The 26,352-nt window shown below is 69.7% G+C and carries 22 protein-coding genes; 8 read left to right on the top strand and 14 right to left on the bottom strand.

What is annotated here, in order from left to right:
• Positions 1–11 precede the first annotated feature (11 nt).
• From BM199_RS15440 to BM199_RS15415, 6 genes are all read right to left on the bottom strand, one after another.
• Positions 12–959, bottom strand: a complete 948-nt coding sequence (locus BM199_RS15440) for a M28 family metallopeptidase (RefSeq protein WP_091673900.1) — start codon at positions 957–959, stop codon at positions 12–14.
• A 121-nt stretch (positions 960–1,080) separates the two neighbouring features.
• Positions 1,081–1,485 (bottom strand): hypothetical protein, encoded by a 405-nt coding sequence (locus BM199_RS15435; RefSeq protein ID WP_091673899.1) that lies wholly within the window; start codon positions 1,483–1,485, stop codon positions 1,081–1,083.
• A gap of 93 nt (positions 1,486–1,578) precedes the next feature.
• Positions 1,579–3,879: a PQQ-dependent sugar dehydrogenase gene (locus BM199_RS15430; RefSeq protein WP_091673898.1), complete on the bottom strand. Its 2,301-nt coding sequence runs from the start codon at positions 3,877–3,879 to the stop codon at positions 1,579–1,581.
• Between the two features lie 165 nt (positions 3,880–4,044).
• Complete coding sequence (locus BM199_RS15425; RefSeq protein ID WP_091673897.1) at positions 4,045–6,348, bottom strand: PQQ-dependent sugar dehydrogenase; 2,304 nt, start codon at positions 6,346–6,348, stop codon at positions 4,045–4,047.
• 220 nt (positions 6,349–6,568) lie between these two features.
• Positions 6,569–8,005, bottom strand: a complete 1,437-nt coding sequence (locus BM199_RS15420) for a S8 family peptidase (RefSeq protein ID WP_091673896.1) — start codon at positions 8,003–8,005, stop codon at positions 6,569–6,571.
• Between the two features lie 124 nt (positions 8,006–8,129).
• Complete coding sequence (locus BM199_RS15415; protein ID WP_091674013.1) at positions 8,130–8,372, bottom strand: SCO4848 family membrane protein; 243 nt, start codon at positions 8,370–8,372, stop codon at positions 8,130–8,132.
• A 41-nt stretch (positions 8,373–8,413) separates the two neighbouring features.
• On the opposite strand from BM199_RS15415, the gene BM199_RS15410 reads away from it, so the two are divergent.
• Positions 8,414–9,658 (top strand): D-alanyl-D-alanine carboxypeptidase family protein, encoded by a 1,245-nt coding sequence (locus BM199_RS15410; RefSeq protein ID WP_091673895.1) that lies wholly within the window; start codon positions 8,414–8,416, stop codon positions 9,656–9,658.
• Between the two features lie 15 nt (positions 9,659–9,673).
• On the opposite strand, the gene BM199_RS15405 is transcribed toward BM199_RS15410, so the two are convergent.
• Positions 9,674–11,011, bottom strand: a complete 1,338-nt coding sequence (locus tag BM199_RS15405; RefSeq protein WP_091673894.1) for an MFS transporter — start codon at positions 11,009–11,011, stop codon at positions 9,674–9,676.
• A 135-nt stretch (positions 11,012–11,146) separates the two neighbouring features.
• Between BM199_RS15405 and BM199_RS15400 the strand changes: the two genes are divergently transcribed.
• From BM199_RS15400 to BM199_RS15385, 4 genes are all read left to right on the top strand, one after another.
• A complete protein-coding gene (locus BM199_RS15400; protein WP_091673893.1) occupies positions 11,147–11,482 on the top strand; it encodes a cupin domain-containing protein in 336 nt (111 codons plus the stop codon).
• A gap of 164 nt (positions 11,483–11,646) precedes the next feature.
• Complete coding sequence (locus tag BM199_RS15395; RefSeq protein WP_091673892.1) at positions 11,647–12,228, top strand: NADPH-dependent FMN reductase; 582 nt, start codon at positions 11,647–11,649, stop codon at positions 12,226–12,228.
• 47 nt (positions 12,229–12,275) lie between these two features.
• Entirely contained in the window at positions 12,276–13,274 is a 999-nt protein-coding gene (locus tag BM199_RS15390; RefSeq protein ID WP_091673891.1) for an ATP-binding cassette domain-containing protein, read from the top strand.
• On the top strand, positions 13,271–14,119 hold the full coding sequence (locus tag BM199_RS15385) for an ABC transporter permease (RefSeq protein WP_091673890.1): 849 nt from the start codon (positions 13,271–13,273) through the stop codon (positions 14,117–14,119). Before BM199_RS15390 ends, BM199_RS15385 begins: the two co-directional genes overlap by 4 nt.
• A gap of 47 nt (positions 14,120–14,166) precedes the next feature.
• Here the strand turns inward: BM199_RS15385 and BM199_RS15380 are convergent, their stop codons facing one another.
• A complete protein-coding gene (locus BM199_RS15380) occupies positions 14,167–17,316 on the bottom strand; it encodes an ATP-binding protein (RefSeq protein ID WP_091673889.1) in 3,150 nt (1,049 codons plus the stop codon).
• Positions 17,317–17,410: 94 nt separating this feature from the next.
• Entirely contained in the window at positions 17,411–18,463 is a 1,053-nt protein-coding gene (gene yhjD / locus BM199_RS15375; protein ID WP_091673888.1) for an inner membrane protein YhjD, read from the bottom strand.
• Positions 18,464–18,666: 203 nt separating this feature from the next.
• Between yhjD and BM199_RS15370 the strand changes: the two genes are divergently transcribed.
• Entirely contained in the window at positions 18,667–19,041 is a 375-nt protein-coding gene (locus tag BM199_RS15370) for a hypothetical protein (protein WP_091673887.1), read from the top strand.
• A 30-nt stretch (positions 19,042–19,071) separates the two neighbouring features.
• Here BM199_RS15370 and trpS read toward each other — a convergent pair whose 3' ends face one another.
• Positions 19,072–20,130 carry a tryptophan--tRNA ligase gene (gene trpS / locus BM199_RS15365; protein WP_091673886.1) on the bottom strand — a complete coding sequence of 353 codons (1,059 nt, stop codon included), beginning with the start codon at positions 20,128–20,130 and terminating at the stop codon, positions 19,072–19,074.
• 205 nt (positions 20,131–20,335) lie between these two features.
• On the opposite strand from trpS, the gene BM199_RS15360 reads away from it, so the two are divergent.
• On the top strand, positions 20,336–21,085 hold the full coding sequence (locus tag BM199_RS15360; RefSeq protein ID WP_091673885.1) for a S1 family peptidase: 750 nt from the start codon (positions 20,336–20,338) through the stop codon (positions 21,083–21,085).
• A gap of 61 nt (positions 21,086–21,146) precedes the next feature.
• Here the strand turns inward: BM199_RS15360 and BM199_RS15355 are convergent, their stop codons facing one another.
• The 3 genes from BM199_RS15355 to BM199_RS15345 form a co-directional block, all read right to left on the bottom strand.
• On the bottom strand, positions 21,147–23,702 hold the full coding sequence (locus BM199_RS15355; RefSeq protein WP_091673884.1) for a bifunctional FO biosynthesis protein CofGH: 2,556 nt from the start codon (positions 23,700–23,702) through the stop codon (positions 21,147–21,149).
• Between the two features lie 128 nt (positions 23,703–23,830).
• Entirely contained in the window at positions 23,831–24,205 is a 375-nt protein-coding gene (locus tag BM199_RS15350) for a hypothetical protein (protein ID WP_425425529.1), read from the bottom strand.
• Between the two features lie 154 nt (positions 24,206–24,359).
• Positions 24,360–25,157 carry an exodeoxyribonuclease III gene (locus tag BM199_RS15345; RefSeq protein WP_091673883.1) on the bottom strand — a complete coding sequence of 266 codons (798 nt, stop codon included), beginning with the start codon at positions 25,155–25,157 and terminating at the stop codon, positions 24,360–24,362.
• A gap of 51 nt (positions 25,158–25,208) precedes the next feature.
• On the opposite strand from BM199_RS15345, the gene BM199_RS15340 reads away from it, so the two are divergent.
• A complete protein-coding gene (locus BM199_RS15340; RefSeq protein ID WP_091673882.1) occupies positions 25,209–25,943 on the top strand; it encodes an MBL fold metallo-hydrolase in 735 nt (244 codons plus the stop codon).
• 9 nt (positions 25,944–25,952) lie between these two features.
• Here BM199_RS15340 and BM199_RS15335 read toward each other — a convergent pair whose 3' ends face one another.
• Positions 25,953–26,282: an SH3 domain-containing protein gene (locus tag BM199_RS15335; protein ID WP_245788378.1), complete on the bottom strand. Its 330-nt coding sequence runs from the start codon at positions 26,280–26,282 to the stop codon at positions 25,953–25,955.
• Positions 26,283–26,352 lie beyond the last annotated feature (70 nt).

Here is a 26,352-nt window from a genome sequence, read left to right as displayed (position 1 = left end):
GGTGGCGGCTGTCAGTTCGCGCCGGAGAGGGTGTAGATCGCGTGGGCGATGACGTCGGTGTGCCGGTCCAGCGAGGTCGTGTTGATGTTGCTGGTGGTGTCGCAGGATCGGTGGTAGCAGCGGTCGAAGGCCACCCCCGCGCTGCCGCCCCACTTCATCGCCTGGCTCGAGGTCTTCCGTACCTCGGCGCCGCTGAACGTGCCACCGATCGGGATTCCCGCGCGGGCGAAGGCCGCGTGGTCGGAGCGGCCGCCGATACTGATCGCCTCGGTCGGCACGTTCCTGGCCCGGAAGCCCTCGTTCAGCAGGTTCTCCAACGCCTGCGAGCCAGCGGGCTGCCGATAGCTGGAGTAGACGAAGTAACCGGGGTTCGGCGAGCCGATCATGTCGAAGTTCAGGTATGCGTCGAGCCTGCTCCGGTCCGTTGAGGACAATGTGTTGACGTAGTGGGTCGAGCCGACGAGGCCCAGTTCCTCCGCGCCCCACCAACCGAACCGCAGGTGCTTGTCCGGTGTGCCGCCGTTGCGCGCGACGGTCAGCGCGACCTCGAGCAGGCCCGCCGAACCGGAGCCGTTGTCGTTGATCCCCGGCCCGGCCGACACGCTGTCCAGGTGCGCACCCGCCATGACGACGTTGGACTCGTCGCCGCCCGGCCAGTCGGCGATGAGGTTGTAACCGGTGGCGCCGTTGCGGCTGAACTGCTGCACCTGGGTGCGGTACCCCGCGGCGTCGAGTTTGCCCTTGAGCCAGTCCACCGACGCCTTGTACCCGGGCCTGCCGTGGGCCCGGTTGCCCCCGTTGTTCCCGGCGATCGTCTGCAACTGGGCGAGGTGGGCCTGAACGTTGGCAACCGGGATGTCGGGAGCGGCGAGAACGTGCTGTGGCTGACTCGCGGTGGCTGGCGCACCCACGAGCGCCAGTGCGACCACGATCGCGGGCAGGGTGTGACGCAGTCTCATCGTGCTGGCTCCTTCGCGGCGGCAGGGACGCTTCCGATCAGCGTGTGCGCACGACGAAGGACTAAACAAGCGTGGAACCGATAGGTACGAGTACCTATTCGGCGTGGATTCGGATAGGGGCTCAGCGAGCGGTGCAGGCCAACCGGGCTTCGGCCACCGCGTCGACGAACTCCGGGCTCTGACCGTCGAACGTCCGTTGGACGATGGTCACGGGTGTCTTCATCGCATCGGCCAGCTCCTTGTAGCGCTCGTCCTCCTCCGCGGCGGCCGAGGCCAGGCTGAACACCGCACCCCATCGGTGGTACTCCGCGAGCTGCTTGCTCGGATCAAGTTCGGAACTCATCCGCTCCAGCAGTGCGCAGGCCGCATCGGCGTCGGCGACGGCGCTGTTGGAATCACCCCCGCCCGAAGACGACAGTACCCATCCCAGAGCCACACCGCCGCCGCCCAGCACCAAGCCGAGCACCAGCCCGGCCACCAGCATCGGCCAACGAGACCGCTGTACTTGCACGTGCTGCGATTCCATAACCACATTCCAGTCATCGCTTGCCGGACATGGGTTACCTTACGTACACGGTGCAAGGGCGGACGCCGTGACCTGTCCGCACCGCCGGCTACCTCAGCAGGGGTTTTCCGCCGAGCACCGGCTGTAGTTCGCGCGGTACTCCTTCGGGCCCGCCGGTGCGGTGATGTTGTGCGTCCGCTGGCCGCCGTCGGACCAGCTCGTGAAGGCGTGCTTGGTGTTGAACACGCCGAGGCGCTGCGGGCTGGCCGCGCTGATCGAGTTGTTCGACCCGACGATCACCGTGCGGGAGAACGGCGTCCGCTGCTGGCTGCCCGCCACCGAGAGCAGCGCACCACTCGGGCTCGATGTGAAGTCCAGGCGGGTCGTCTCGGGCCGCAACTCCATCGTCCGCGTGCCCGTACGGCCTGAGGAGTCCTTCGCCATGAGCGTCAGTTCCAGGTACGAGGGGTACTCGTGGTCCGGCGCGGTGAACGTCCCCGAGCCGACACCGTTGAAGTCCTGCAGCCTGTGCGTGTGACAGCTTCCGTCGGCGACGCAGTGGCGAATGGCCAGCCGCCAGGACAGCGCCGACGCGGGCAGCAGCGCGTCGTTGCGCGGGTCGACCGCCTTTCCGGAGAACCGCACCGGCTGCCCCACACGCCAGTTGAGCGAGCCCGTCGGCTCGTCGATTTCCGGAACCGGCCCGTCCCCGCGCGGACTTCCCACGGTCACCGAGACCTTCGTGGTGTCACTGACCCCCTGCGAGTCCGTCACCCGCAGCCCGACCTCCACCACCGTGGTGTCCGAATAGGTCCGAGTCGGCTTCGGCCCCGCGGCGTCGTCATAGGCGCCGTCTCCGTCGAGATCCCAGGCGTAGGTCAGCGTGTCCCCGGAATCCGGATCACTGGATCCGCCACCGTCGAACCGCACGGTCAGCGGCGCCGGGCCTGACGAAGGCTTCGCCGTCGCTCGCGCGACCGGCGGCCGGTTGCCGTCGTCGCGGTAGCTGACCCTGCGCAGCTCACCCGAACCGAGTGCGACGTAGAACAGGTCACCACCGGGACCGGCCAGCACCTGCACCGGGATGCTCGCGCCGGTCACGAACGGCGTGATCCGCGAAGGGCTCGGATCACCCATGACACTTGTCCGCATCGCCCAGATGCAGCCACGCGAGGAGTCCGCGAAGAACAGCGCACCGTCGTAGGCCGACGGATAGCTGTCCCCCGACTCGAAGGCGATCCCGCTGATCGAGGAGCCCCCCGCGGCGCAGCCATCGCCGTTCGCCACCGCGCCGCCATGGCTGTAGGCGTGGTACGGCGCCGTCTGGCCGGCTCCGGAGTACAGCGACTGGCACCGGTCCAGGTTCGAGTACCCGGTCTGCCGGTCGTTGCCCTCGTAGCAGGGCCAGCCGAAGTTCTCCGCCACCCTGTCGGTCACATCCGCGACGCGGTTGATCTCCTCCCAGTCGTGCCAGCCGACATCCCCGGCCCAGAGTTCGTTGCTGCCGGGCCGGAAGGTGAACCGGAACTGGTTGCGCAGGCCGTAGGCGATGATCCGCCGCGCGTTCGCGTCCGCGCTGCTCGCGAACGGATTTCCCGCCACGCCGGCACCGGTGTCCGGGTCGATCCGCAGGATCGCGCCGTTGAGCACCACCGGCTGCCCGGCAGGCCGCTGGGGCGACTGCGACCGCAGCGCGCCACCTTCCGCGTTCGGGGCCACCAGGTCACTGCCCCGGGGGCCGGGCGGGTCGGCGCACGGGTTGCCCACCTGACCCTGGTCGGCGAAGTTGAAACTCGCGCCGTCCCCGCCGCCGACGTACAGATTGCCGTCCGGGCCGAAGGCCACGGTCCCGATGGTGTGACTCGGGTACTGCTGGCACCACCCGGTCACCAACGGCTGTTCCTTGGTGGCGGTCCCACCACCGCCCATCGTCAGCTTGGACACCCGCCCGGTGACGACACACCCCTTGTCGGTGGCCCCCGGCGGCGTCGGGCACGCGTCGCCCCAGCGCGGCGCCTTCCCGCCGGGCTCGGCGTCGTAGGTGTAGGAGACATAGACGAACGGCCGGGCCGGGAACTCCGGGTCCACCGCGAGACCGAGCAGACCCCGGTCCCAGAAGTCCTGCGTCTGCTTACGCAGGTCGGCGAACACCGTGGCGGAGGGATCTGCCAGCGAATCGAACACCTTGACGATGCCGCTCTTCTCCGCGACGAACACCCGGCCGTCCGGCGCGAACGCCGCCGCCGTCGGCGAGCTGAGCCCACCGATCGCGACCGTGTCCCGGAATCCGGCAGGCACGGCCGCGGCCGGGGCCGCGGGGACCACCGCGAGGCCGGTCACGCCGAGAACCACCGCGGACGACGCCGCCAGCAGCCTGCGGAATCTGCTTCGGACACGCACGGTCGGGGCACCCATGCCGAACTCCAGTCACTGTGTCGTATTCAAACTCGGGTCATTCACCGCCGACGTGGGGCCTGTAGGACAAGCGGCAAACTCTCCTCTTGTTACAGCACATTGGGAGCTGACGTTCGCTCAGTAACTCGAAAGGGGACAGCCGGTAACGCCTCCGGGGTGACGGAACTAGCAGGGGTTGAGCAGCCAGCACCAGCGGTAGTTCGCGCGGTACTCCGTCGCGGCGGCCTGCGCCGTGATGTTGTGGGTCCTGGCTCCGCCGTCGGACCAGCTCGTGAAGGCGTACTTCGAGTTGAACGAACCGAGCCGCTGCGGGCTGGCCGCGCTGATCGAGTTGTTCGACCCGACGATCACCGTGCGGGAGAACGGCGCCCGCTGCTCCGATCCCGCCACGGTGAGCAGTGCCCCGCTCGGATTCGACGTGAAGTTCAGCTGGACGGTCTGCGGATGCAGCTCCAGTGTCCGGGTGCCGGTACGCCCCGAGGAGTCCTTCGCCGTGAGCGTCAGTTCCAGATGCGACGGGTATTCGTGGTCCGGCGCGACGAACGTGCCCGAGCTGACCCCGGTGTAGTCCTGCACGTTGTGGGTATGGCACGTCCCGTTCGTCGCGCAGTGCCGGATCGCCAGCCGCCAGGACAGCGCCGCGGCCGGGAGCGTCCCGTCCTGCGCGTCGACCGCCCTTCCGGTGAACGCCACCGTCTGCCCGACGCGCCACTTGAGCGCACTCGTCGGCTCGTCGATCACCGGCACCGGATCCAGCCCCTGCGGAGTGCCGACGGTCACCGAAACCCCGGTGGTGGCCCCGGCCCCGTTCGAATCCGTCACTCGCAGCCCGGCCCCCACCGTTGCGGTGTCCACATAGGTCCATGTCGGGATCGGGCCGGTGGCGTCGTCGTGGGCACCGTCCCCGTCGAGGTCCCACGCGTACGTGAGGGTGTCCCCCGGATCAGGGTCGCTGGAGCCGCTGCCGTCGAACTGGACGGTCAGCGGCGCGGGGCCGGACGAGGGATTCGCCGTGGCCGCCGCGACCGGTGGCCGGTTGCTGCCGTCCCAGTAGGTCACCCTGCGCAGCTCGCCCGCGCCGAGTGCGACGTAGAACAGGTCGCCACCAGGGCCGGTGAGCACCTGCACCGGGACATTCGCGCCGGTCACGAACGGCACGATCCGCGAGGGACTCGGCTCGCCGCCGTCGCTTTGCATCGCCCAGATACAGCCACGCGAGGAGTCCGCGAAGAACAGCGCACCGTCGTAGGCAGGCGGGTAGTTGCTCCCCGACTCGAAGGCGATCCCGCTGACCGAGGAACCCCCCGTCGGGCAGCCGTCGCCCGCCGCGACCTTGGCGCTGTGGTTGTACGCGTGGTACGGCGCCGTCTGGCCGGGGCCGGAGTACAGCGACTCGCACCGGGTCAGGTTCGCGTTGTCGTACCCGGACTGCCGGGCGTCGCCCTCGTAGCAGGGCCAGCCGAAGTTCTCCGCCACCGCGTCGGTCACATCCGCGACGCGGTTGATCTCCTCCCACGTGCCCCAGCCGACGTCACCGGCCCAGAGTTCGTTCCCGCCGGGCCGGAAGCCGAACCGGAACTGGTTGCGCAGGCCGTAGGCGATGATTCGCCGTGCATTGGCGTCCGCGCTGCTCGCGAACGGGTTTCCCGCAACGCCCTCGCCGGTGTCCGGGTCGATCCGCAGGATCGCGCCGTTGAGCAGCACCGGCTGACCCGCCGCCCTGCGCGGCGACTGCGAACGCAGCGCGCCGCCTTCGGCGGCCGGTGGCGAGAGGTTCGTGCCCTGCGCGCCCGGCGGGTCGGCGCAGGGGTTGCCCACCTGGCCGTAGTCGGCGAAGTTGAAGCTCGCACCGTCCCCGCCGCCGACGTACAGATTGCCGTCCGGGCCGAAGGTCACGGTGCCGATGGAATGGCTCGGGTACTGCTGGCACCACCCGGTGAGCAACGGCTGCTCGGCGGTCGCCGTCCCGCCCGCGCCCATCGTCAGCTTGGACACCCGCCCGGTGACGACGCAGCCCTTGTCGGTGGCCCCGGGTGGCGTCGGACAGGCGTCGCCCCAGCGTGGCGCGGTCCCGCCGGGCTCGGCGTCGTAGGTGTAGGACGCGTACACGTAGGGGCGGGCCGGGAACTGCGGATCCACCGCGAGGCCGAGCAGGCCGCGGTCCCAGAAGTCCTGCGTCTGGGTCCGCAGGTCGGCGAACACGGTCGCGGTCGGGTCTGCCAGCGAATCGAACACCTTGACGATGCCGCTCTTCTCCGCGACGAACACCCGGCCGTCGGGCGCGAACGCGGTCGCCGTCGGCGAGCTGAGCCCGCTGATCGCGACCGTGTCGCTGAACCCGGCAGGCACCGCCGCCACCGCGGGCGCCGACGGGATCGTGACGAGCCCGACCGTGGCGAGCACGCCCGCTGTCGTGGCCGCGACGATCCGGCGCAGCCTGGTACGGACACGCAGCGCGGGTGTTCCCATGCCGGAGCTCCTGTCACCGTGGGACCTCACCCGAAAGTGAGGCTTTCTGCCCACCAGAAGCGGCAAAACTCGTCCTGCTGTTACAAATCATCCACCGACGTATCCGACACGTGACCCAAATGGGGCCACTCGGCCCAGTGTCAGGAGTCCCTGACACCGTCGGGGCCACCCTGCGGATGTCGCTCGCAGGATGGCCCCGACCGCTGTCAGAGGCGGGCGGTCAGCGCACCGCCCGCAGTGCGTTCACCAGTCCCCGGCCGTAGAAGGAGTTGTTGCGCGGTGAGCCCGTGCACTCCTCGGCCTCGCCACATGCCACGGGATCGGCCTTGGCCAGCAACAGCGCGTTCAGCACCTGCGGCGGCGCGTTGCGGTACCGGCTCGCGAACAGGGCGGCGACCCCGGCAGCGTGCGGTGCGGCCATCGACGTCCCGCACTTGGTGCCGTACTTGCCGCCGACGATGGTCGACAGCGGGCAGCCCGCACCCTGGCCCTCCGGCGGTGGCTGGGTCCGATCCCCGCCGGGAGCCGTCACCTCGACCTCGCCCCTGCCGTAGTTGCTGTAGTAGGACTTGGTGCCCTCGTAGCCGACGGCCGAGACCGTCACGACACCGTCGATGCCCTTCGGCAGGATCGCGCAGCTGGAGTCGACCGGATGCGGCCGGTTCGGGTCGCTGGTCGGATTGGCCAGGTCCAGATCGCTGTTCCCGGCGGCTGCCACGTTCAGCGCGCCGCGACGCTGCGAGTACTCGACGGCGCGGCGGACGGCCTCGTACGCGGCCGCGTCACCGGGCTGCTCGGGGCAGTAGAACATACCGGGGTCGACGTAGTAGCTGTTGTTGGTCACCTCGAACCGGTGCTTGCCCGCCCACATGAAGCCGCAGACCGCCGACTCGGGGAAGATCAGCCCCTGGTCACTGACCACCTTCACCGACGCGAGGCGGACGCCGGGAGCCACGCCGGTGAAGCCGGCCTCGGTGTCCTTGCCCGCGATGGTGCCCGCCACGTGCGTGCCGTGGTCGGACGTCGTCGGTGCCCACGCACTCGGGCTGGTGTCCGGCGCACCGGTGACGCACCCCGCCGACGTGGCTGGGTCCACGGCGTGACGGAGACCGGGGTGGGTGGACTCGATACCGGAGTCGAGCACGCCGACCGTCACCGAGCGGCTGCCCGGGTTGATCGCGTTGGCCTCGGGCGCCTTGATCGCGCGCATGTCCCACTGCTGCTCGCTGAGGTCGGCGGCCACGCTGACCTCGGTGGTGCGCTCCAGGTCGGCCTCGTCCTCGGCGGCCGCGCGGGCGGCCGACCTGGCGGCCGCCGCCGTGGTCGCGGGCGGCTCGGCCATCTCACGCTCGGCCGAGTACGCCCGGAAAACGCCGAGGCGCTCGGCGAAGTCGGCGCTGCGCGAGCTGGCGACGGCTACCCCGATCTCCGGGTAGTAGGCGATCCTGCTGCCGCACTCCGCCGCCAGCTCGGAGTCCACATCAGACTGCGCCGTGCCCTGCTGGTAAAGCACCACGTAGCTGTACTGCGGACTGGTCGTGTCGCAGGCAGCGGCTTCGGACGGTGCCGCGGCGGCCGTCGGGGCCAGCAGCACACCGCCCGCCCCCATCGCCAGCGCCACGGCCGTGGGCAACAGCCTCGTTCGGATCCGGGACATTCCACCTCCAGATGCGGGCAGCGGGCCGGAGGCGGTCAGCCTCGCGGGGATCTGCCCGGGGTCGGGTCAACGCGCAGAACGTTAGGTAGCGAAACTACCGCGCGCTGCCCGCCATTCGGAGCAATCACCCGGACGCGGCGGAACGCGCGCCCCGCCGGCCACGCCAGCCGATCACGCCGATGATCGTGCCGAGCACGAACGAGACCACGGCCAGCACCAGGTGAACGACGAAGAACGTCGTCGGCGAACCGTCCGCCGACCAGGCGTTGTCGCTCGCCCACAGGTTCCTGACGAAGGTGATCCAGATGATCCAGGACCACACGCCGAAGATCAGCAGAAAGAGGGAGGTGCGGCGAGACATGCGCATGGGGTGCAGTATGACCGCGCGGTGATAGTCATACTGCACGGGTGCGCAGCGTTTGTGATCGGTCGCTCCGGGTCCTGCTGGTCGCCGTGCTCTCCGGCGTGCTCGCCGTGACGGCACTGCCGGCGGCCGCCCAGGACGAGACCGGTGATCCTTCCAGCCAGTCCTGCTCGAACCGGCGGCTACCGCCCCCTCCGGTGGACACCTCCGAGGAGCCGCCTCCCGGAGTGCCCTCCCCCGAACCGCTGCCGGTGCCCATCGAACCGGTGGGCGGCGAGCGGATGGGCGAGTGCGGGCTGGTACTGCCCACGGGCGCTCCCGCTCCTCCCGAGGGGCTCACGGCCGAGTCCTGGCTGGTACAGGATCTGGACAGTGGCGCGGTGCTGGCCGCGAAGAACCCGCACGGACGGCACCGGCCCGCTTCACTGGTCAAGATACTCACCGCCCTGGTGGCGATCCAGGAGTTCGAGCCGGACGACACCATCACGCCGACCGAACTGGACGCGAACCAGGAGTGCACCTGTGTCGGAATCGTCGCGGGCGAAGAGTACACAGTGGACGACATGCTGCACGGCCTCCTGATGCGCTCGGGCAACGACGTGGCGCACGCCTTCGCCACGGCACTCGGCGGAATGCCGGTCGCACTGGAGAAGATGAACGACCTCGCCGCCCGCATCGGTGCGCGGGACACCCGGGCCGCCACCACGTCCGGTTTGGACGGACCGGGAATGATGACCTCGGCGTACGACATGAGCCTGGTGTACAACTACGCCATCCACGACCCGGAGTTCGCCAAAGCGGTTGCGACCCAGCACATCGACTTCCCCGGCGCGCCGGGCGAACCGGACATCCCGATCTACAACGACAACCGTCTGCTCGACGACTACCCCGGCTTCCTCGGCGGGAAGACCGGATTCACCGACGACGCGCGGCACACCTACGCGGGCGGCGCCGAGCGCGACGGCAGGCGCATCGCGGTGGTGCTGCTGCGCGGCGAGCAGCGCCCGACCCGGCTGTCGGCACAGGCGGCGGAGCTGCTCGACTACGGCTTCGCGCTCGCCGCGACCGGTCCCGAGCCTGTCGGGCAGTTGAACTACTCCGCGGACACGCTGGCGATGACCGAGGAGGCCGAGCCGGAGCAGGACCAGGTCGCCGCGGCGGGGACGTCGGTCCTGCCGTCGGAAAAGGACCCGTTCGGCGTCACCGGGTGGATCATCACCCTGATCGCGGCGATCGTCTCGATCGGCGGCGTGATCGTCGTGCACCGCCGCAGGCAGGCCGAGGAATAGCGCGGTACGGAGGGGTCAACGCCTGCGCACGCTGTCCAGGTCGCAGCACTCGGGGACGGCGTCCTGGGCCGTGTGCTCGGGTTCGCTCTGCCCCGCCCGGTCCGCGTCGTCGTCGGTGTCGGGGGCGGGCAGGGTCTCGCGTGCGGCGATCCAGACCACCAGGGCGAGCGCGGAGATGCCGCCGGTAACGGCGAAGGCCGCGCCGAAGGACCAGGCCTCCGCGATCGCGCCCGCGGCCAGCGGACCGAGGACCGCGCCGACGTCGGCGGACATCTGGAACCCGGCGAGCACTCCGCCGCCCCTGGCCTTCTTGCCCAGCACGTCGGCCACGGCCGCGCTCTGCGCCGGGTTCAGCGCGCCGGAGCCGAAACCGGCGACGAGCGAGGCCACCAGGAACAGCCACGGCTCCTGCGCCTGACCGAGCAGGACCGTACCGACCGCGAGCAGCGCAAGGCCGACCAGCGCGGGTGGCTTTCGACCGCGGGTGTCAGCGAACCGGCCGGCGACCAGCAGGACAGCCGCGTTCGCTGCGGCGAACACCGCGAGCGCGATCCCGGTGAACTCCTCGCCCCTGGCCAGCACGGCCGTCACGAAAAGCGGGATCAGGGACATGCGCACCCCGAACACCACCCAGCCGTTGGCGAAGTTGGAGGCCAGCGCCGCCCGGTAGGTGCGGTGTCGCAACGCCTGCCGGAAGGTGAGCACCGGCTCCCCGTCCTCGTCGGCGCGGGACGCGAGCGTCGAGTGCCGTAGCTGCCACCAGACCAGGCCGGTGGTGAGCATCAGCGCCAGGCCGTAGACCAGGAACGGTGCCCGCAGCGAGACGACGACGAGACCACTGCCGACGATCGGACCCGCGATGCCGCCGAGCAGGAAACTGGTGCCCCACAGCCCGGAGGCCCTGCCGCGCAGGTGCGCGGGCGCGATCCGGATCAGCAGGCCCACAGCCGACACGGTGAACATCGTCGAGCCGACTCCGCTCAGCGAGCGGAACAGCAGCAACTGCCAGTACTCGACGGCGAAGGCACTGGCCACGCTGCCCGCCGCGACGATGGTCAGACCCCACAGGTAGATCGGCCGCTCACCGAACCGCGTCACCAACCGTCCGCTGGCCGGCGCGAACGCCAGCCGCACGAACGCGAACGCGCTCACGACGACCGCGGCGGCGGTGACCCCGACATCGAAGCTGACGGCGAAGCTGGGCAGTGCGGGCGCGATCAGGCCGTAGCCGATCGCGATCAGGAAACTGGCGCCGACCAGTACCCAGATCTCGCGGGGCAGCCGTGTTGTCGCGGCGGTCTCCCGCGCGTCCGTGTCCGTCACCGTCACCCTCTCGTGGTCGTCCGCCAGCATAGGCTCCCGGTCCTTCGCAACGCTAAGGGATTGCCGCGCATTCCATCGCGTCTGTCGACGGCCTGCGCCCGACGCCACTCACCGTTATCGTCGAGGTGATCACGGTCAGGAAGGATCCGAACCGGGAGCCGCTCCATGAGCCATCACCCCGAGGTCACGTCGATCCACGCCCTGTCCGCCGAGTTGCTCGAGCAGGCCCGCGCCCACCACGCGGGCCGCGCCGCCCGAACGATCGTCTCCAGTACCTCCCAGCGGGTCACGATCATCGCGCTTGCCGAGGACATGGAACTTGCCGAGCACGATTCGCCCCCTGCCGCCACCGTGCAGGTCCTCGACGGCCGAGTGCGGCTGCGCACCGCCGAACGCGACCTGCTGCTGAGCAGCGGCGAGCTGGCTCCCGTTCCGCCCGAACGGCACGCCGTCCAGGCCATCGGCGAGGCCGCCGTCCTGCTGACCGTCGCGCTCCGCTGATCGGGGATGTCCCCAATGAGGTTTTGGGGACGTTGAAGTTCCCCAATGCCACATTATTGGGGACATCGAGACGCGCCGGCATCCGCTAGTTCCGATCCAGCGAGCGTTCGGCCGGATCTCGCGCCCATGGGACAGACACCAACGAACTCCCGCATGGAGGCGCGATGACCCACACCGAGGCGGCCGGCCTGCGGGTCGCCCTGGTCGTTGGCAGCACCAGGGAGGGCAGGTCGGGAGCCGCCATCGCCGAGTGGTTCGCCGACATCGCCCGGCAGCGCCCCGACGTCGAACTCCACGTGCTCGATCTGGCCGACTTCGACTTCCCGGACTGCTATCCGGCGAAGCCGACCGGACAGATGGCCGAGTTCACCGCCAGTATCGATCGGGCGGAGGCCTTCGTCGTGGTCACACCGGAGTACAACCGCAGCTTCCCGGCGTCGCTGAAACAGGCGATCGACTACGCCTACGACGAGTGGCAGGCAAAGCCGGTCGGCTTTGTCTCCTACGGCTGCCGCTATCGGGGGATGCACGCCGTGGGGCAGCTGCGCGAGGTCTTCACCGAACTGCACACCGTCACGATGCGCGACGGAGTGGGCCTCGACCTGCTGGACAGCACCTTCGACGAGCAAGGCAGACCACACGACACGGAGGGGCGCAAGCACGCGGCGCAGACCCTGCTCGACCAGCTCGTCTGGTGGGGACTGGCACTGCGGGACGCCCGCGCCACACGGCCCTACGTGTCCTGAAGCACTCACGACTGGAACGAACGAACCGAAAGAGGACGGGAACAACCATGGCTCAACCCGACAACGGTCTGGCGATCGAGACGTCCGGGCTGGTGAAAACCTTCGGGACCACCCGGGCGGTCGACGGCATCGACCTCGCCGTCCCCGCAGGCACGGTCTACGGCGTGCTCGGCCCGAACGGCGCGGGCAAGACGACCGCGGTGAAGATGCTGGCGACCCTGCTCCGGCCGGACGACGGAGAGGCCAGGGTCTTCGGCCACGACGTGCTGCGTGAGGCGGACGCCGTGCGCAGCAGGGTCAGCCTCACCGGGCAGTACGCCTCGGTGGACGAGGACCTGACCGGCGCCGAGAACCTGGTGCTGCTGGCCAGACTGCTCGGCCACCGCAAACCCGCGGCGCGGCAGCGCGCCGAACAGCTGCTCGCGGCGTTCGGCCTGACCGAGGCCGCAGGCAGGCAGGTGAAGAACTACTCCGGCGGTATGCGCAGGCGGATCGACATCGCCGCGAGCATCCTCAACACCCCTGACCTGCTGTTCCTCGACGAGCCGACCACCGGCCTCGACCCGAGGAGCCGCAACCAGGTCTGGGACATCGTCCGGGCGGTCGTCGCACAGGGCACGACGGTGCTGCTGACCACCCAGTACCTGGACGAGGCCGACCAGCTCGCCAGCCGGATCGCGGTCATCGACCACGGCAAGGTCATCGCCGAAGGAACCAAGGGCGAGCTGAAGGCCTCGGTCGGCGCGGGCGCGGTGCACCTGCGGCTGCGCCACGCCGACCAGCGAGCCGCGGCGGAACAGGTGCTCACCACCGCGCTCAACACGCCGGTGCAGCTGGACGCCGACCCGCTGGCACTGACCGCCCGGATCAGCGACGAGACCGAACAGGGAGCGGCCGAACACGCGTCGCGGGCGCTGGCCGAGCTGTCCACGGCCGGCATCACCGTCGACAACTTCTCCCTCGGCCAGCCCAGCCTGGACGAGGTGTTCCTCGCCCTGACCAACCGCCCCGCACACGAGCAGACCGAGAAGGAGCTTGCATCATGAGCACCGCCATCAAGGACGAGGACGCCACCCTCGCCGCGCCCTCGGCGGAGAACCTGGCCGCCGTACTGGTGTCCGGTGAACGACCGCCGCGCCCGAGCCCGTTCTCGTCGTCGATGACGTTCGGCTGGCGGGCGATGCTGAAGATCAAGCACGTGCCGGAGCAGTTGTTCGACGTCACCGCGTTCCCGATCATCATGACGCTGATGTTCACCTACCTGTTCGGCGGCGCACTGGAGGGTTCGGTCACGGACTACCTGCAGTACCTGCTGCCGGGCATCATGGTGATGAGTGTGGTGATGACCACGATGTACACCGGTGTCTCGGTGAACACCGACATCAGCAAGGGCGTGTTCGACCGGTTCCGGACGCTGCCCATCTGGCGGCCGTCGCCGATGGTCGGCTACCTGCTCGGCGACGCATTCCGCTACACGATGGCGTCGGCCACGATCCTCATCCTCGGGCTGATCCTCGGATTCCGCCCAGGGGGCGGTCTGGCCGGGGTGCTGCTCGGGGTCGCGCTGGTGGTCGTCTTCTCGTTCGCGTTCTCCTGGATCTGGACGATGTTCGGCCTGCTGCTGCGGTCGGAGAAGTCGGTGATGGGTGTCAGCATGCTGGTGCTGTTCCCGCTGACGTTCCTGAGCAACATCCTGGTCGACCCGCAGACCATGCCCGGCTGGCTGCAGGGGTTCGTCGACGTCAATCCCATCACCCAGCTGGTCGCCGCGGTGCGCGGACTGATGAACGGCACCCCGGACGCGAGCGCGACGCTCTGGGTCCTGATCGCGGGCACGGCGATCATCGCCGTGTTCGGGACGCTCACCATGCGGTTGTACAACCGCAAGTGAGCGCGAGCGGGTGTGGGGAGCGGCCAGGGGGCGTTCCCCACACCCGGTCACAACCGCCAGCCCACCTCGGTGTCCGGGTGATAGCCGCAGCTCGCACCGGTGATCACGGCACCGCGCAGGTGCGCGGCGAGTTCGGGGTGGAGCTGGTCCAGCTTGCGCAGCGTGTCCCTGATCCGCGCGGTGACGGTCTTGCGCGCCCGCTCGGCCTCGTCGCCGAGCCTGCGGGTGCGGCCCGCGAGCCCCGCGGCTGAGCGCAACTGGTCGAGCAGCGCGGTGCGTTCGGCGTCCAGCTTGGCGGCGCGAGCGTCCTCACCCAGTTCGACGAGGCGGTCGATCTCGCTGTCGAGCCGGTCGAGATGGCGTTTGTAGCGCGCCTTGGCCTCGTCGTCGAGAACGGCGTCGCCGCCGAGCTTGTGGGTGGCCGCGACCAGTTCGCCGCCGGACGGATTGAGCAGGCGCACCGTCGGGACGTCCGTTCCCGGCCTGCCCAGCAGCACGTGCAGGTCGCGCAGGCCCTTGGCGTCGGGCAGGTGCACGGTGCGCCCCGCGTACGTCACCGACCACACCTCGCCGTCCCTGCGGAACTCGTCGGCCTGTGGAGGCGGGACTACGGCAGCGTTCGTCTCGGCGAGCGCTTCGCGGGTCCGGCGCGCCACATGTCGCATCCCCAGCGCGGTCGCCTCGCGCTCCACCTCCACCAGCAACGCCTTGGCCCTGGGCACGTCGTCGCCGGAGCCTCGTGCGGCCAGCGCACGCGCCAGGCCATCCCTGGCCCGGATCGACCACGGCCGCGCCCGCATCCGGACCGCGGATCGGTTCGCCTCGGTGAACCGCGACACGGCCTCGTCCCGATTCCCGTCCGCGAGGTCGAGTTCCGCCAGCCAGTGCTCCACGGGGCCCGCGATATCGCAGCCGTAGAGCGAGACCAGCCACTGCCCGGCGAACGGCTCCAGGTCGGTGCGGGCCGCGGCCCGCTGGTCCGCGTCCCCGATGAGCGCCGCCATCGAGGCCTGCAGCCGCAACCACAGCGGGCGGAAATCGCGCGGGTACGGCCGCTCCTCCGCCAGCTGATCGGCCAGAGCGGAGAGCGCTTCGGTGTCCCCGGCTTCCGCCGCGCTGACGGCCTGCAGCAGCCTGGGGAACGGATGATCGGTTGCGGCGAGTTGCCGGTGCAACTCGGCCAGCTCGTCGAACCTGCCCTGGGCCAGCCACACCGCCCAGCGCAGCTGCACGGCCAGGTAGGCGAAGTGCGGGTGTGTGTTGCCTCCGAACGAGGCCACGGCCCGGTCCAGAAACTCCTCGGACTCCCCGAACCGGCCCGTCAGCAGGCAGATGACGCTCTGGTCGACCGACGAGGCGAACTCGGAGCGGGCGAGTTTGCCGCGCCTGGTCACGGCGAGGAAGTCGTGGAACTGCTCGAGGTAGCCCTCGTCCCCCTGCTCCAGCAACGCGACCCAGCGAAACGACGCCGCGAAGTACTCCAGTTCGAAGTCGGCCGTCCGCCGGGCCAGCTCGATCAGCTCGTCGGTGATCGCCACCCGCTCCTGTTCGCTACCTGGACCCCAGATCGAGTTGTGGCGGGCCCACAGGCTGAAGATCAGCGCGTCGTCGTCCTCGGCGTCCCTGGCCACCGCGGCGACCCGCTCGGTCAGTTGGTGCGCGAGCCGGTCCGGCTTGACCGTCTCGTCGGGTATGTCGCCCACCAGTGACCGGTACGCCTCCCGCAGCAGTTCGATGTCTCGCCGGTCCTGCGGGGCCGGGATGTCGACCCGGTAGACGGTCAGGGCCACGCGCGCGAGCAGTGCCGGATCACCGGCCGCACGAGCGGCCTCGGCAGCGAGGTCGAAGAGCCCGAGGGCCTCGTCCCTCCCCGTGGTGCTCTCCAGCTCGTGGCCCAGGTCGAGGGCCACGGTGACCCGTTTGCGGTGGTCGTCGGGGTCCACCCGGTCCAGCGCCCGCCGGAGATGCTCGACCGCCTCGTCGCCGGCAAGCCTGCTGCTCGCGTTCCGCGCCGCGGCGAGCAGATGTTCCACGACACGCACGGGCTCGATGTCCGGACCCGCGAGGTAGGCGTGCCGGGCGAGTTCACCGGGTAGAACGCGCTCGGCCAGCGTGGGCGAGCCCTCGAGGGCCGCGACGACTCCGGCGTGGCGACCACGGCGTTCGGCCTCGTCCATGCCGTCGTACAGCGACTCCCGGACCAGGTCGTGCGCGAAGGCGAAGGTGCCGCCGCCGCGCGCGACCACCAAGCGGGCCGTCACCGCCTGGTCCAGCAACCGATCCACCTGCGGCACCGGAGACGCGACCGCGGCCGCCAGCACCTGCCGGTGGAACTCGCGGCCGAGCACCGCGGCCGTGGTGAGCAGGTGCCGGACGGGTGGAGCCAGTAACTCGATCCTGCGCTGCAGGGCGTCGCGCACTCCTGGTGCTATGCCGGTGACCGAGCCGCCGCTGTGCCACAGCCGTGCCGTCTGCTCGACGAAGAACGGGTTCCCCCCGGTGCGGCGGTGCACCTCGGCGACGAGATCGGGGTCCGGCGAGCGTCCCGCGGTCCGGCTGATCAGCGCTGCCACGTCGTCGGGTTCGAGGCCGGTCAGCGTCACCGTCGTGGCCTTGGCGACCAGCGGCGTGATCAACGACTGCAGCGGGTGCCCTGGCGCGTCCACCTCGACGTCGCGGTAGGTGCCGATCAGCAGCAACCGCTCGAACCACGTGTGCCGCGCCGCGAACTCCAGCAGTCGCAGCGATGCGGCGTCGGCCCAGTGCAGGTCGTCCAGCACGACCACTACCGGGCGCGCGGCCGACACCGTGACCAGGGCCATGGTGACGGCGTCGTACAGCTCGAACTCGGCGCCCTGTTCCGCCTGTCTGGACTCGCCCAGCAACGCGGGCAGCGTGCTGCCCCCTGCCCGCTCGACCGCGGCCCACCGCTCCTCGTCCACCCCACGGCGCAGCGCCCTGAGGACCTGCACCCAGGGCCAGTAGCCGGGCGCGCTGTCCGGGTCCCAGCAGGTGCCGTGCAACACCAGCGCGCCCCGCCGCGCGGCCTCCTCGGCGGCGCCGGTGACCAGGGTGGTCTTGCCGATGCCCGCCTCCCCGGTCACCAGTACGAGGCCACCGTGGCTTTCGGTCGCCCTGGTCACCTCGGTGCGCAGTATCTCCGCGGGGTGTTCGCGGCCGATGAGCACTGATGTCATCTCGGGATTGCCGTCTCTGCCGATTACGTCTGGACCTAGACGGTAGCGACCCCCACCGACGGACCGCGGTCCTCGCGGGAATTCGTCGACGAATTCAGCGGGTGCGGCGCCCGGCGAGCCAGGCGAGGAGCGCTCCCGCGCTGAAGGCGCCCGCCGTCGCACCGGCGCCGAGGCTGCGGCGGACCACGACCTGCGGCCGGATCACCGCCGGCGGCGGCGGCTCCACCGTCCTGGTGGCGTTCTCCTTGGCGGTGGCCGTCCACGCCGTGACGAACAGCAGGAAGCGGGAGACCAGGTTGGCGAAGATCAGCAGACCGAGGACGGGGCCGAACACGGCGAACGACGGCTTGTCCGACAATCCCTGCAGGTAGTACGTGGCGACCTGCTGGAGGATGACGAAGCCGACCGCCGCGATCGCCGCGCCCTTGACGGCGCTGCGCAGCGCGACCTTCTCCCTCGGCAACCTGGCGATGACCCAGAGGAACACCAGGAGGTTCGCCAGCAGCGACAGCACAATGGTGGCCAGCTTGAGCAGGAACACCGCCCAGCCCTCGTCCTCGAGCCCGACCAGTTCGAGCAGCAGCCGGCCGAGACCGCTGCCCGCGGCCGTGATGGCGAACGACACCAGGAGCGCCGCACCGAGGCCGAGCAGCGCGGTGAGGTCCTTGATCGTCTTCGAGACGATCGGCACCTGCTTCTTCTCCTGTCCCCACTGCGCGGTCAGCGCGTCGCGCAGGTTCGACATCCAGCCGATGCCGGAGTAGAGCGCCAGCGCCAGACCGATGAGACCGAGGCCGCCACCGGACTCCACCGCGGTGTCCACGATGCTGTTGGCGATGTCGTTGAGGCCCTCGGGCACGGAGTTGTTGATGCCCTCGGTGATCTGGTCGATGATCTCGCGGTTGCCCGCGAGGACGAACCCGGCGATCGCGAACCCGACCATCAGGATGGGGATCACCGAAAGGACGCTGAAGTAGGTGATCGCCGCGGCGTAGTGGTTGCCGTAGTTCTCGTTGAACGAATCAGCCGCGCGGACGAGGTGGTCCAGCCACGGGTACTTCCGGCGCAGCCTCGCCAGCAGCTTCTCCTTGTCCGGCTCGGCGGACTCGCCCTGCTTGGACTCGGCGCGCTCGTCCCTGTCTCCCACGGAAGAACGCTAACCACGCGACCGGAACCCCGCAACGCGAGCACCGGCCGATGAAGACCTGTGCATCGGAGACACCGGCAGTCGGCCCGGAGAACGCGTCTGGCGTAGCGTCACACCCGACACGGTCGTGCGTCCCACTATGGGACGGTCGCGACGGGACCTTGCGACGAGTGGGACGCGGTCCGCCGGGGAAGGAGCAAACGGTGAACGCTTCAGCACCCGATGACGTGCGCGCGCTGCTCGCCCGGTTGCACACCCAGCTCAGGCTGTTGATTCCCGCGCTGACGATCACCGAGGGCGGGCGCCAGGCCGAGGTACTGCTGGCGCGGCTGCGCGAGAGCACCAACGAAGCCGCCCGCACGCTGTCCGCTGTGGAGCCGATCGTGCTCGCCGCGATCGAGGAGGCGTTGCGGCATGCCGTGGCCCGCGAACACGACGAGGCAAGGACCGAACTGCTGAATGCCTACCACCGGCTCTCGGTGCTGATCCACCGGGAACCTCGGCGGGAGGAAGCCGCGCACGAACGCACCCGCCGGTGGAGCATTTCGGACACCCACCCGCGGGCGGATACCGGTTAGCGGACGGAGTAGGACTGAGGCGCGAAGCGCCTACCTTTTGGGTGGTGGGGGGAGACGGGCGGGAGGGAGGAAGCCGATCCGCTCGTACACCGCGGCCAGCGTCGGCACGGCCACCTCACGGGCCCGGTCCGCACCACAGGTGAGCAGTTTGTCCAACTCGGCCACGTCGTCCAGATAGGACCGGACCTGGTCCTGGAACGGCGTCACGAACTCGACCAGAACCTCGGCCAGATCCTTTTTCAGGTCGCCGTAACCCCGGCCCTCGTAAGCCGTTTCCAGCTCCGCGACGGTCCGCTCGGTCAGCGCCGAGTAGATGGTGAGCAAATTGGCAACGCCGGCCTTGTTCTCCCGGTCGAAAACGACCTCGCGGCCGGTGTCGGTCACCGCGGAACGGATCTTCTTCGCCGAGCGCTTCGGGTCATCGAGCAACTCGATCAGCCCGTTCGTCGAGGACGCCGACTTGCTCATCTTCGAGGTGGGTTCCTGCAGGTCGAAGATCTTGGCCGTGTCCTTCACGATGTGCGGCTCCGGCACCGTCAGTGTCTTGCCGAAACGGTGGTTGAACCGCTGTGCGAGGTTGCGCGACAACTCGAGATGCTGGCGCTGGTCCTCCCCGACCGGGACCGCGTTGGCCTGGTAGAGCAGGATGTCGGCGGCCTGCAGCACCGGGTAGGTGAACAGCCCGACGCTCGCCCTGTCCGTCCCCTGTTTGGCGGCCTTGTCCTTGAACTGCGTCATCCGGCCCGCCTCGCCGAAGCCGGTCTGGCATTCCAGCACCCAGCTCAGCTGGGCGTGCTCGGGCACCTGGCTCTGGACGAACAGCGCGCTGCGTTCCGGGTCGACACCGAGTGCGAGCAACTGCGCCGCCGAGCGCCGGGTCCGCTCCAGCAGCATCTTCGGATCATGCTCCACGGTGATCGCGTGCAGGTCGACCACCATGTAGAAGGTCTCGTGTGTCTCCTGCAGACTCACCCACTCGCGCAACGCACCGAGGTAGTTGCCAAGGTGGAAGGAGTCGGAGGTCGGCTGGATGCCGGAGAGCACGCGGGGCCTGCGGGCCTGCTCGGGAGATGCGGAAGCGTCGGACACGCTCGGATTCTCTCAGGCCGCCGCACCGACCCGACGGCGAGGTCGCCCGGCGAGACCACTATCGGCAGGGGCGGTGAACCGTCACCCGACAAAAGTACTAAACAGTTAAACGGGACCTACTTCCGACGGTTCTGTTACTCCGGGCAGCTTTCTACCGTTCCTTTCGATACCGAATCACCCGTTCGGGATTACCGAAGGAGAACCCATGAAGGCACGGTCCCTGCTCTCCGGCCTCCTACTCGCGGCGGCGACGGCACTGGCCGCAACGGCGGTACCGGCGACGGCCTCGGCCGAACCGGCCGGCGTCGAACCGTTGATCGTCGGCGGCGGCAACGCCACCGAAACGTACTCGTTCATGGCCTCGCTGCAGTCGAGCTGGGGCAGCCATTCCTGTGGTGGCTCACTGATCAAGCCCGGCTGGGTGGTCACCGCCGCCCACTGCGGCACGCCCTACCAGGTGCGCGTCGGCACCACCAACCGCACGAGCGGCGGCACCGTCGCTCGCGTCGCCCAGCGGATCGCCCACCCGTCCGCCGACCTCGCGCTGCTGCGCCTGTCCACCCAGATCACCAACCGGGCGCCGATCTCGATCGCCTCCTCCTCCGGCCCGGTCGGCACCGGCACTCGGATCATCGGCTGGGGCCAGACCTGCGCGCCGCGCGGTGCCTGCGGTGCCCCGGTCACCCTGCAGCAGCTGGACACCTCCATCGTCAGCGACCGGGAGTGCTCCGGGATCTACGCTGCCAGTGAGATCTGCACCGACAACCCGAACAACAACTCCGGCGCCTGCTACGGCGACTCCGGTGGCCCGCAGATCAAGCGGGTCAACGGCGTGTGGCAGCTGATCGGCGCCACCAGCCGCGCGGGGAACAACAGCAGCACCTGCGCCACCGGCCCGTCGATCTACGTCGACGTGCCGTACTACTCGAGCTGGATCGCCCGCTACACCGGATAGTTCCGACGACAACGGCTGGGAGCGGGCAGGCACCCGCTCCCAGCCGTGTTTTCAAAGCGTGTCAGGAGAGGACATCGAGCGGTTCGAGCCGCTTGTCGTAGGTGGTGGTGCGCTGCCGCGAGGATCGTCCGGCCAACCCGGCCAGATGGTTCAGCTCGTCGGCGGTACGCGACGAGCCGTGCTCCGAGCCCGCCATGCGCGAGATCGTCTCCTCCATCAGCGTCCCGCCGATGTCGTTCGCACCGCCGCGCAGCACCTGCGCCGTCCCCTCGTCACCGAGCTTGACCCAGGAGCACTGCACGTTGTCGATCCGGCCGTGCAGGCCCAGCCTGGCGAAGGCGTGCACCGCGCGGTTGTCCCGCATCGTCGGGCCCGGCCGGGCCACGCCTGCCAGGTAGATCGGCGCGTTGTGGTGCACGAACGGCAGGCCGACGAACTCGGTGAAACCCCCGGTGTCCGCCGCGATCCTGGACAGCACGCGCAGGTGCCCCAGCCAGTGGCCGGGGTGGTCGACGTGGCCGTACATCATCGTCGACGACGACGGGATGCCGAGGCGGTGCGCCGTGGACACGACGTCGATCCAGGTCTGTGCGGGCAGTTTGCCCTTGGTGAGCACCCAGCGCACGTCGTCGTCGAGGATCTCCGCCGCCGTGCCCGGGATGGAGCCGAGTCCGGCGTCGCGCAGTTCGGTGAGCCATTCGTGCACGCTCACCCCGGCCTTCGAGGCGGCGGAGACGATCTCCATCGGGGAGAAGGCGTGGACGTGCATGTCCGGGACCGCGGCCTTGATCGCCCGGACGACGTCGGCGTAGTAGGTGATCGGCAGCTTCGGGTCGATGCCGCCCTGCATACACACCTCGGTCGCGCCTGCCTCGGCGGCCTCGACGGCCCTGGCGGCCACGTCCCGCACCGACAGCCGGAAGGCGTCCGCGTCCCGCTCGCGCTGGGCGAAGGCGCAGAACCGGCAGCCGACATAACAGACGTTGGAGAAGTTGATGTTGCGGTTGACGACGTAGGTGATGTCGTCACCCACCACGTCGGCCCGCAGTTCGTCGGCGAGCCCGGCCAGCGTCTCCAGCGCCGGGCCCTCCGCGGTCAGCAGGGCCATCGCCGCCGCGCTGTTGCGCTCGTCGAGCAGCGCCGCGGGGTCGTCGGCGGCCAGGCGAAGGCCGGTGCGCACGTCGTCGTCCAGGCGCTGCGGGGCGGTCGCGTCGGGAACCTGCTGCTTGAGCATCTCCCAGTCGCCGTAGACGCTGTCGAAGTCCCCGCGCCGGTCCCCGGTTCGCCCCTCGGTGTCGATGGCGGTGTGCAGGTCGGACCGGCCGGTCGTGTCCAGCCCGCCGTCCGGCTCCTGCCAGGCGCGGCCCTCGACCACCGCCCCCTCGTCGGCGAGGCCGTCCTCGGTGGCCAGCGCCGAGACGTGCTCGTGCAACCGGATGTCGATCCACTTCTCCGCCGAACGGACGTACTTCGGGTAGACCGTCAGCCGCTCGCGCAGAGTGAACCCGGCCTCGGCGGTCCAGCCGGCCAGCTCACTGATCTGCGGCCAGGGACGTTCCGGGTTGACGTGGTCCGGGGTCAGCGGAGAAACCCCGCCCCAGTCGTCGATACCTGCCCGCAGCAGGAGTGCGTGCTCGTCGCCGACGAGGTTCGGCGGCGCCTGAACGCTGACGCCAGGCGGCATCAGCAGTCGCGCCACAGCGACGGTGGCGGCGAGGTCCTGCAGGTCGGCGTCGGGAGCCGCGCGCATCGCCGTGTCCGGCTTGGCGCGGAAGTTCTGCACGATGATCTCCTGCACGTTGCGGAACTGCCGCGCGCGGGCGCGGATCGCGTGCAGCGACTCGGCCCGCTCGGTGTGGTTCTCGCCGATGCCGACCAGGATGCCGGTGGTGAACGGAACGCCCACCCGGCCCGCGTCGTCGAGCACGCGCAGGCGGACGGCGGGGTCCTTGTCCGGGCTGCCGTAGTGCGGCCCGCCCTTCTCCGACCACAACCGCTCGGCGGTGGTCTCCAGCATCATCCCCATGCTCGGCGACACCGGCTTCAGCCGCGTCATCTCCTCCCAGCTCATCACGCCGGGGTTGAGGTGCGGCAGTAGACCGGTCTCCTCCAGCACCGCGATGGCGCAGGCGCGGACGTAGTCCAGTGTCGACTCGTAGCCGCGCTCGTCCAGCCACTCCTTGGCCTGCGGCCAGCGGTCCTCCGGCCGGTCGCCGAGGGTGAACAGCGCCTCCTTGCAGCCCGCGGCGGCTCCGGCCCTGGCGATCTCGATTACCTCGTCCCGTTCGAGGTACATCGAGTGCAGCTTGCCGGGCACCGTGACGAAGGTGCAGTAGTGACACCGGTCACGGCACAGCCTGGTCAGCGGGATGAACACCTTGCGGCTGTAGGTCACGATGCCCGTGCGCCCCTGATCGGCGAGGTGGGCGTCGCGCACCTTCCCCGCCGCGGCCAGCAGCCGCTCCAGATCCGCATCCCGCGAGTGCAGCAGCACCGCGGACTCGGTGACGTCGAGAGCCACGCCGTCCTCGGCACGCCTGAGCGCGCGGCGCAGGGCGGAGGGACTCGGCGGGGTCTCCAGTGCAGCGGGCGGGGTGATCGACACGTCGTCAGCCATGATCCGAGACTACGGACGAGCAGTGCCGGCGGTAAGGCGTTTTGATGTGAGGCATTTGTCCCCACGCGCAGGAATATTTGCGCTCCGGGGCCACCGGCTGGCGCTTTCCCGCCAACGCGCGGAGTGGGTCAGACCGCCGGGGTCCGGGGGGAGGTCGTGGTCAAGTCCGTGCGGGTGGCGCCCTCGGCGAGCATCGCCCCGGCCATCGCGGAGACCTGACCGCTCATGGTGTCCCCGGAACCAGCCGCCGCGGTGGCGCGTACACGCCTGCGCTGCCGCACGACACCCGCTGCCATTCCGACGATGCCGAGCACGACCGCGACCAGGCCGACCGGCCCCAGCAGGCCGAAGGTGACCGTGTTCGGCTCCACCCGTGCCGCCTGCTCGGCTGTCGCGGTGCCGGCCGTCGCCACGAGCGACGCCAGCGCACCCAGGGTCAGCACCGCCACGGTCCGGACCTTGGCCGCCGACGACCGCATCAGCTCTGCCAGAGCACTGCGCACCGAAGTGCCTCCCGTTACGAGAACGCAATCATGCTTCCCCCAAAAGGGGGGCTTGCTCGAGTTGAAAGCTACCGAGCGTGTCAAGCCCGGTGTGGAAGCAGCAACTCGGGGGCCGAGACTAGCGACTCACCGAGTGGACCTGGCGGCGGGGTGCTCACGACCCGTACGACACCGTCAGGGGCGCGTGGTCGGACCAGCGGGCGTCATAGGTCTCGGCGCGCTCCACGGTGGCCTTGACTGCGCGTCCGGCCAGCCCGGGGGTCGCGACCTGGAGGTCGATGCGCCATCCCGAGTCGTTGTCGAACGCCTTGCCGCGGTAGGACCACCAGGTGTACGGACCAGGGCCTTCGGGGTCTAGCCTGCGCTGCACGTCGACATAGCCCACCTCGTCGAACACCCGGCCCAGCCACGCCCGTTCCTCGGGCAGGAAGCCGGAGTTCTTCCGGTTCGTCCGCCAGTTCTTCAGGTCGACCTCGGCGTGCGCGATGTTCCAGTCGCCCACCACGAGCACCTCGCGATCCGCTGCGGCGGCCTTCCCGCGCAGCTCCGCGAGATAGGGCAGGAACGCCGCCATGAAGCGCTCCTTCTCCTCCTGACGTGGCGTGCCCACGTCACCGCTGGGCAGGTAGAGACTCGCCACCACCAGGTCGGGCAGCTGCACCTCCAGATAGCGCCCGCTGTGGTCGAACTCGGCCTCCCCGAAGCCGATCCGCACGGCCTCCGGCTCCTGCCTGCTGTACAGCGAGACGCCGTTGCGGCCCTTGACCGCGCAGGGCGCGTGCACGGCGTGCCAGCCTTCCGGCTCCCGGACACCGTCCGAAAGTTGCTCCGGTTCGGCGCGTACCTCCTGGCAGGCGACGACATCGGCGTCGGTGGCCGCGAGCCACTCGACGAACCCCTTCTTGGCGGCAGCACGAAGACCATTGACATTCACGGTGGAGACGGTGAGCACGCCCGGGAGGCTACCGGCGCGGACCGACAGACTCGTTGGCAGACTGGCCGGATGCGACGACTACGGGTGCTCGGCAGCAGTGGGGCGTGGCCGGAGCCCGGCGGTGCGTGCAGTGGGTACCTGCTCGAGTACGACGGGTTTCGGGTGGTACTCGACCTGGGCTATGGCACGGCATCGCGGCTGTTCGAACACTGTCAGGACCGCGCGGTGGACGCGGTGGTGATCACGCACGAACATCCGGACCACTGCGCGGACCTGACCGCCGTCGGCAGGGCGCACTATTTCGCCGAACGCCGGCGGCAACTGCCGCTGTACTGCCCACCAGGAGTTCTGCGCGTACTGGAAAGCACCGAGCCCCGGCCCGACCCGCACGCGGTGTTCGAGGTGCACGACATCGAAGGCACCCAGGAGTTGGGGCCGTTCCGCCTCACCGGGTTCCCGCTGCCGCACCACGTGCCCGACATCGGCGTGCGGCTCAGCGCACCGGGTCTCGTCGTGGCGTACACCGGTGACAGCGGTCCCAGCCCCGAGCTCGCCCGGCTGGCCGAGAACGCCGACCTGTTCATCGCCGACGCGACCCTGCAGGGACCCGCGCCGGACACCACCCCCCGCTACGTGATGACGGCTACCGAAGCCGGTACCTGGGCGGCACGCGCCCGAGCGAGAACACTGCTGCTGACGCATTTCTGGCCAGGCAGCGACCGGATCAGATCGGTCACCGAGGCAGCTGCCGTGTTCGAAGGGCGGATCATCGCCGCGGAGGACGGACTCGAGATCGGCCTGTGAACCACCGCTTCAGCCGCAGTCGGCCCCGCCGACGGGCTTGAGGAATTCAACCGACGCCCACCTGTTCTCGCCGAGTTTGCGGAAGCCGTCCCGCACAACGAGTTCCGCGTCGGTCTCGGCGTTCTCCTTGAACTTGCCCACGATCTGGGTGTTCGTGCCAGGACCGGCCCGCACGTTGAGCACATCGGCGGTGACCACCATCCGGCAGCCCGTCGGACCCGCACCGCCGCCCTCTGCGCCTTCGGAAGTGCGTTCGGTCGCGCTGGTCAGATAGATGAGGACAACGCCGGCCACCACCGCGATGATGATCAGCATTCGCTTCGGTATGCCGAGAACCACGCCTGCTCCTCCGGCCGCGGACAGGTCTCCGGTCAGGGTAAGGGCAGGCTCACAAAGAGGACAGGGCTGA

It is taken from the genome of Amycolatopsis marina (genome assembly GCF_900111885.1).
Lineage (GTDB): Bacteria > Actinomycetota > Actinomycetes > Mycobacteriales > Pseudonocardiaceae > Amycolatopsis > Amycolatopsis marina.
The sequence above is the reverse complement of the archived record's forward strand: the minus strand, read 5'-3'. Positions and strand labels throughout refer to the sequence as shown.

Coding starts and splice junctions, on each gene's coding strand:
- BM199_RS15440 (WP_091673900.1), bottom strand. CDS start 959: ATGAGACTGCGTCACACCCTGCCCGCGATCGTGGTCGCACTGGCGCTC.
- BM199_RS15435 (WP_091673899.1), bottom strand. CDS start 1,485: ATGGAATCGCAGCACGTGCAAGTACAGCGGTCTCGTTGGCCGATGCTG.
- BM199_RS15430 (WP_091673898.1), bottom strand. CDS start 3,879: ATGGGTGCCCCGACCGTGCGTGTCCGAAGCAGATTCCGCAGGCTGCTG.
- BM199_RS15425 (WP_091673897.1), bottom strand. CDS start 6,348: ATGGGAACACCCGCGCTGCGTGTCCGTACCAGGCTGCGCCGGATCGTC.
- BM199_RS15420 (WP_091673896.1), bottom strand. CDS start 8,005: ATGTCCCGGATCCGAACGAGGCTGTTGCCCACGGCCGTGGCGCTGGCG.
- BM199_RS15415 (WP_091674013.1), bottom strand. CDS start 8,372: ATGCGCATGTCTCGCCGCACCTCCCTCTTTCTGCTGATCTTCGGCGTG.
- BM199_RS15405 (WP_091673894.1), bottom strand. CDS start 11,011: ATGCTGGCGGACGACCACGAGAGGGTGACGGTGACGGACACGGACGCG.
- BM199_RS15400 (WP_091673893.1), top strand. CDS start 11,147: ATGAGCCATCACCCCGAGGTCACGTCGATCCACGCCCTGTCCGCCGAG.
- BM199_RS15395 (WP_091673892.1), top strand. CDS start 11,647: ATGACCCACACCGAGGCGGCCGGCCTGCGGGTCGCCCTGGTCGTTGGC.
- BM199_RS15390 (WP_091673891.1), top strand. CDS start 12,276: ATGGCTCAACCCGACAACGGTCTGGCGATCGAGACGTCCGGGCTGGTG.
- BM199_RS15385 (WP_091673890.1), top strand. CDS start 13,271: ATGAGCACCGCCATCAAGGACGAGGACGCCACCCTCGCCGCGCCCTCG.
- BM199_RS15380 (WP_091673889.1), bottom strand. CDS start 17,316: ATGACATCAGTGCTCATCGGCCGCGAACACCCCGCGGAGATACTGCGC.
- BM199_RS15360 (WP_091673885.1), top strand. CDS start 20,336: ATGAAGGCACGGTCCCTGCTCTCCGGCCTCCTACTCGCGGCGGCGACG.
- BM199_RS15355 (WP_091673884.1), bottom strand. CDS start 23,702: ATGGCTGACGACGTGTCGATCACCCCGCCCGCTGCACTGGAGACCCCG.
- BM199_RS15340 (WP_091673882.1), top strand. CDS start 25,209: ATGCGACGACTACGGGTGCTCGGCAGCAGTGGGGCGTGGCCGGAGCCC.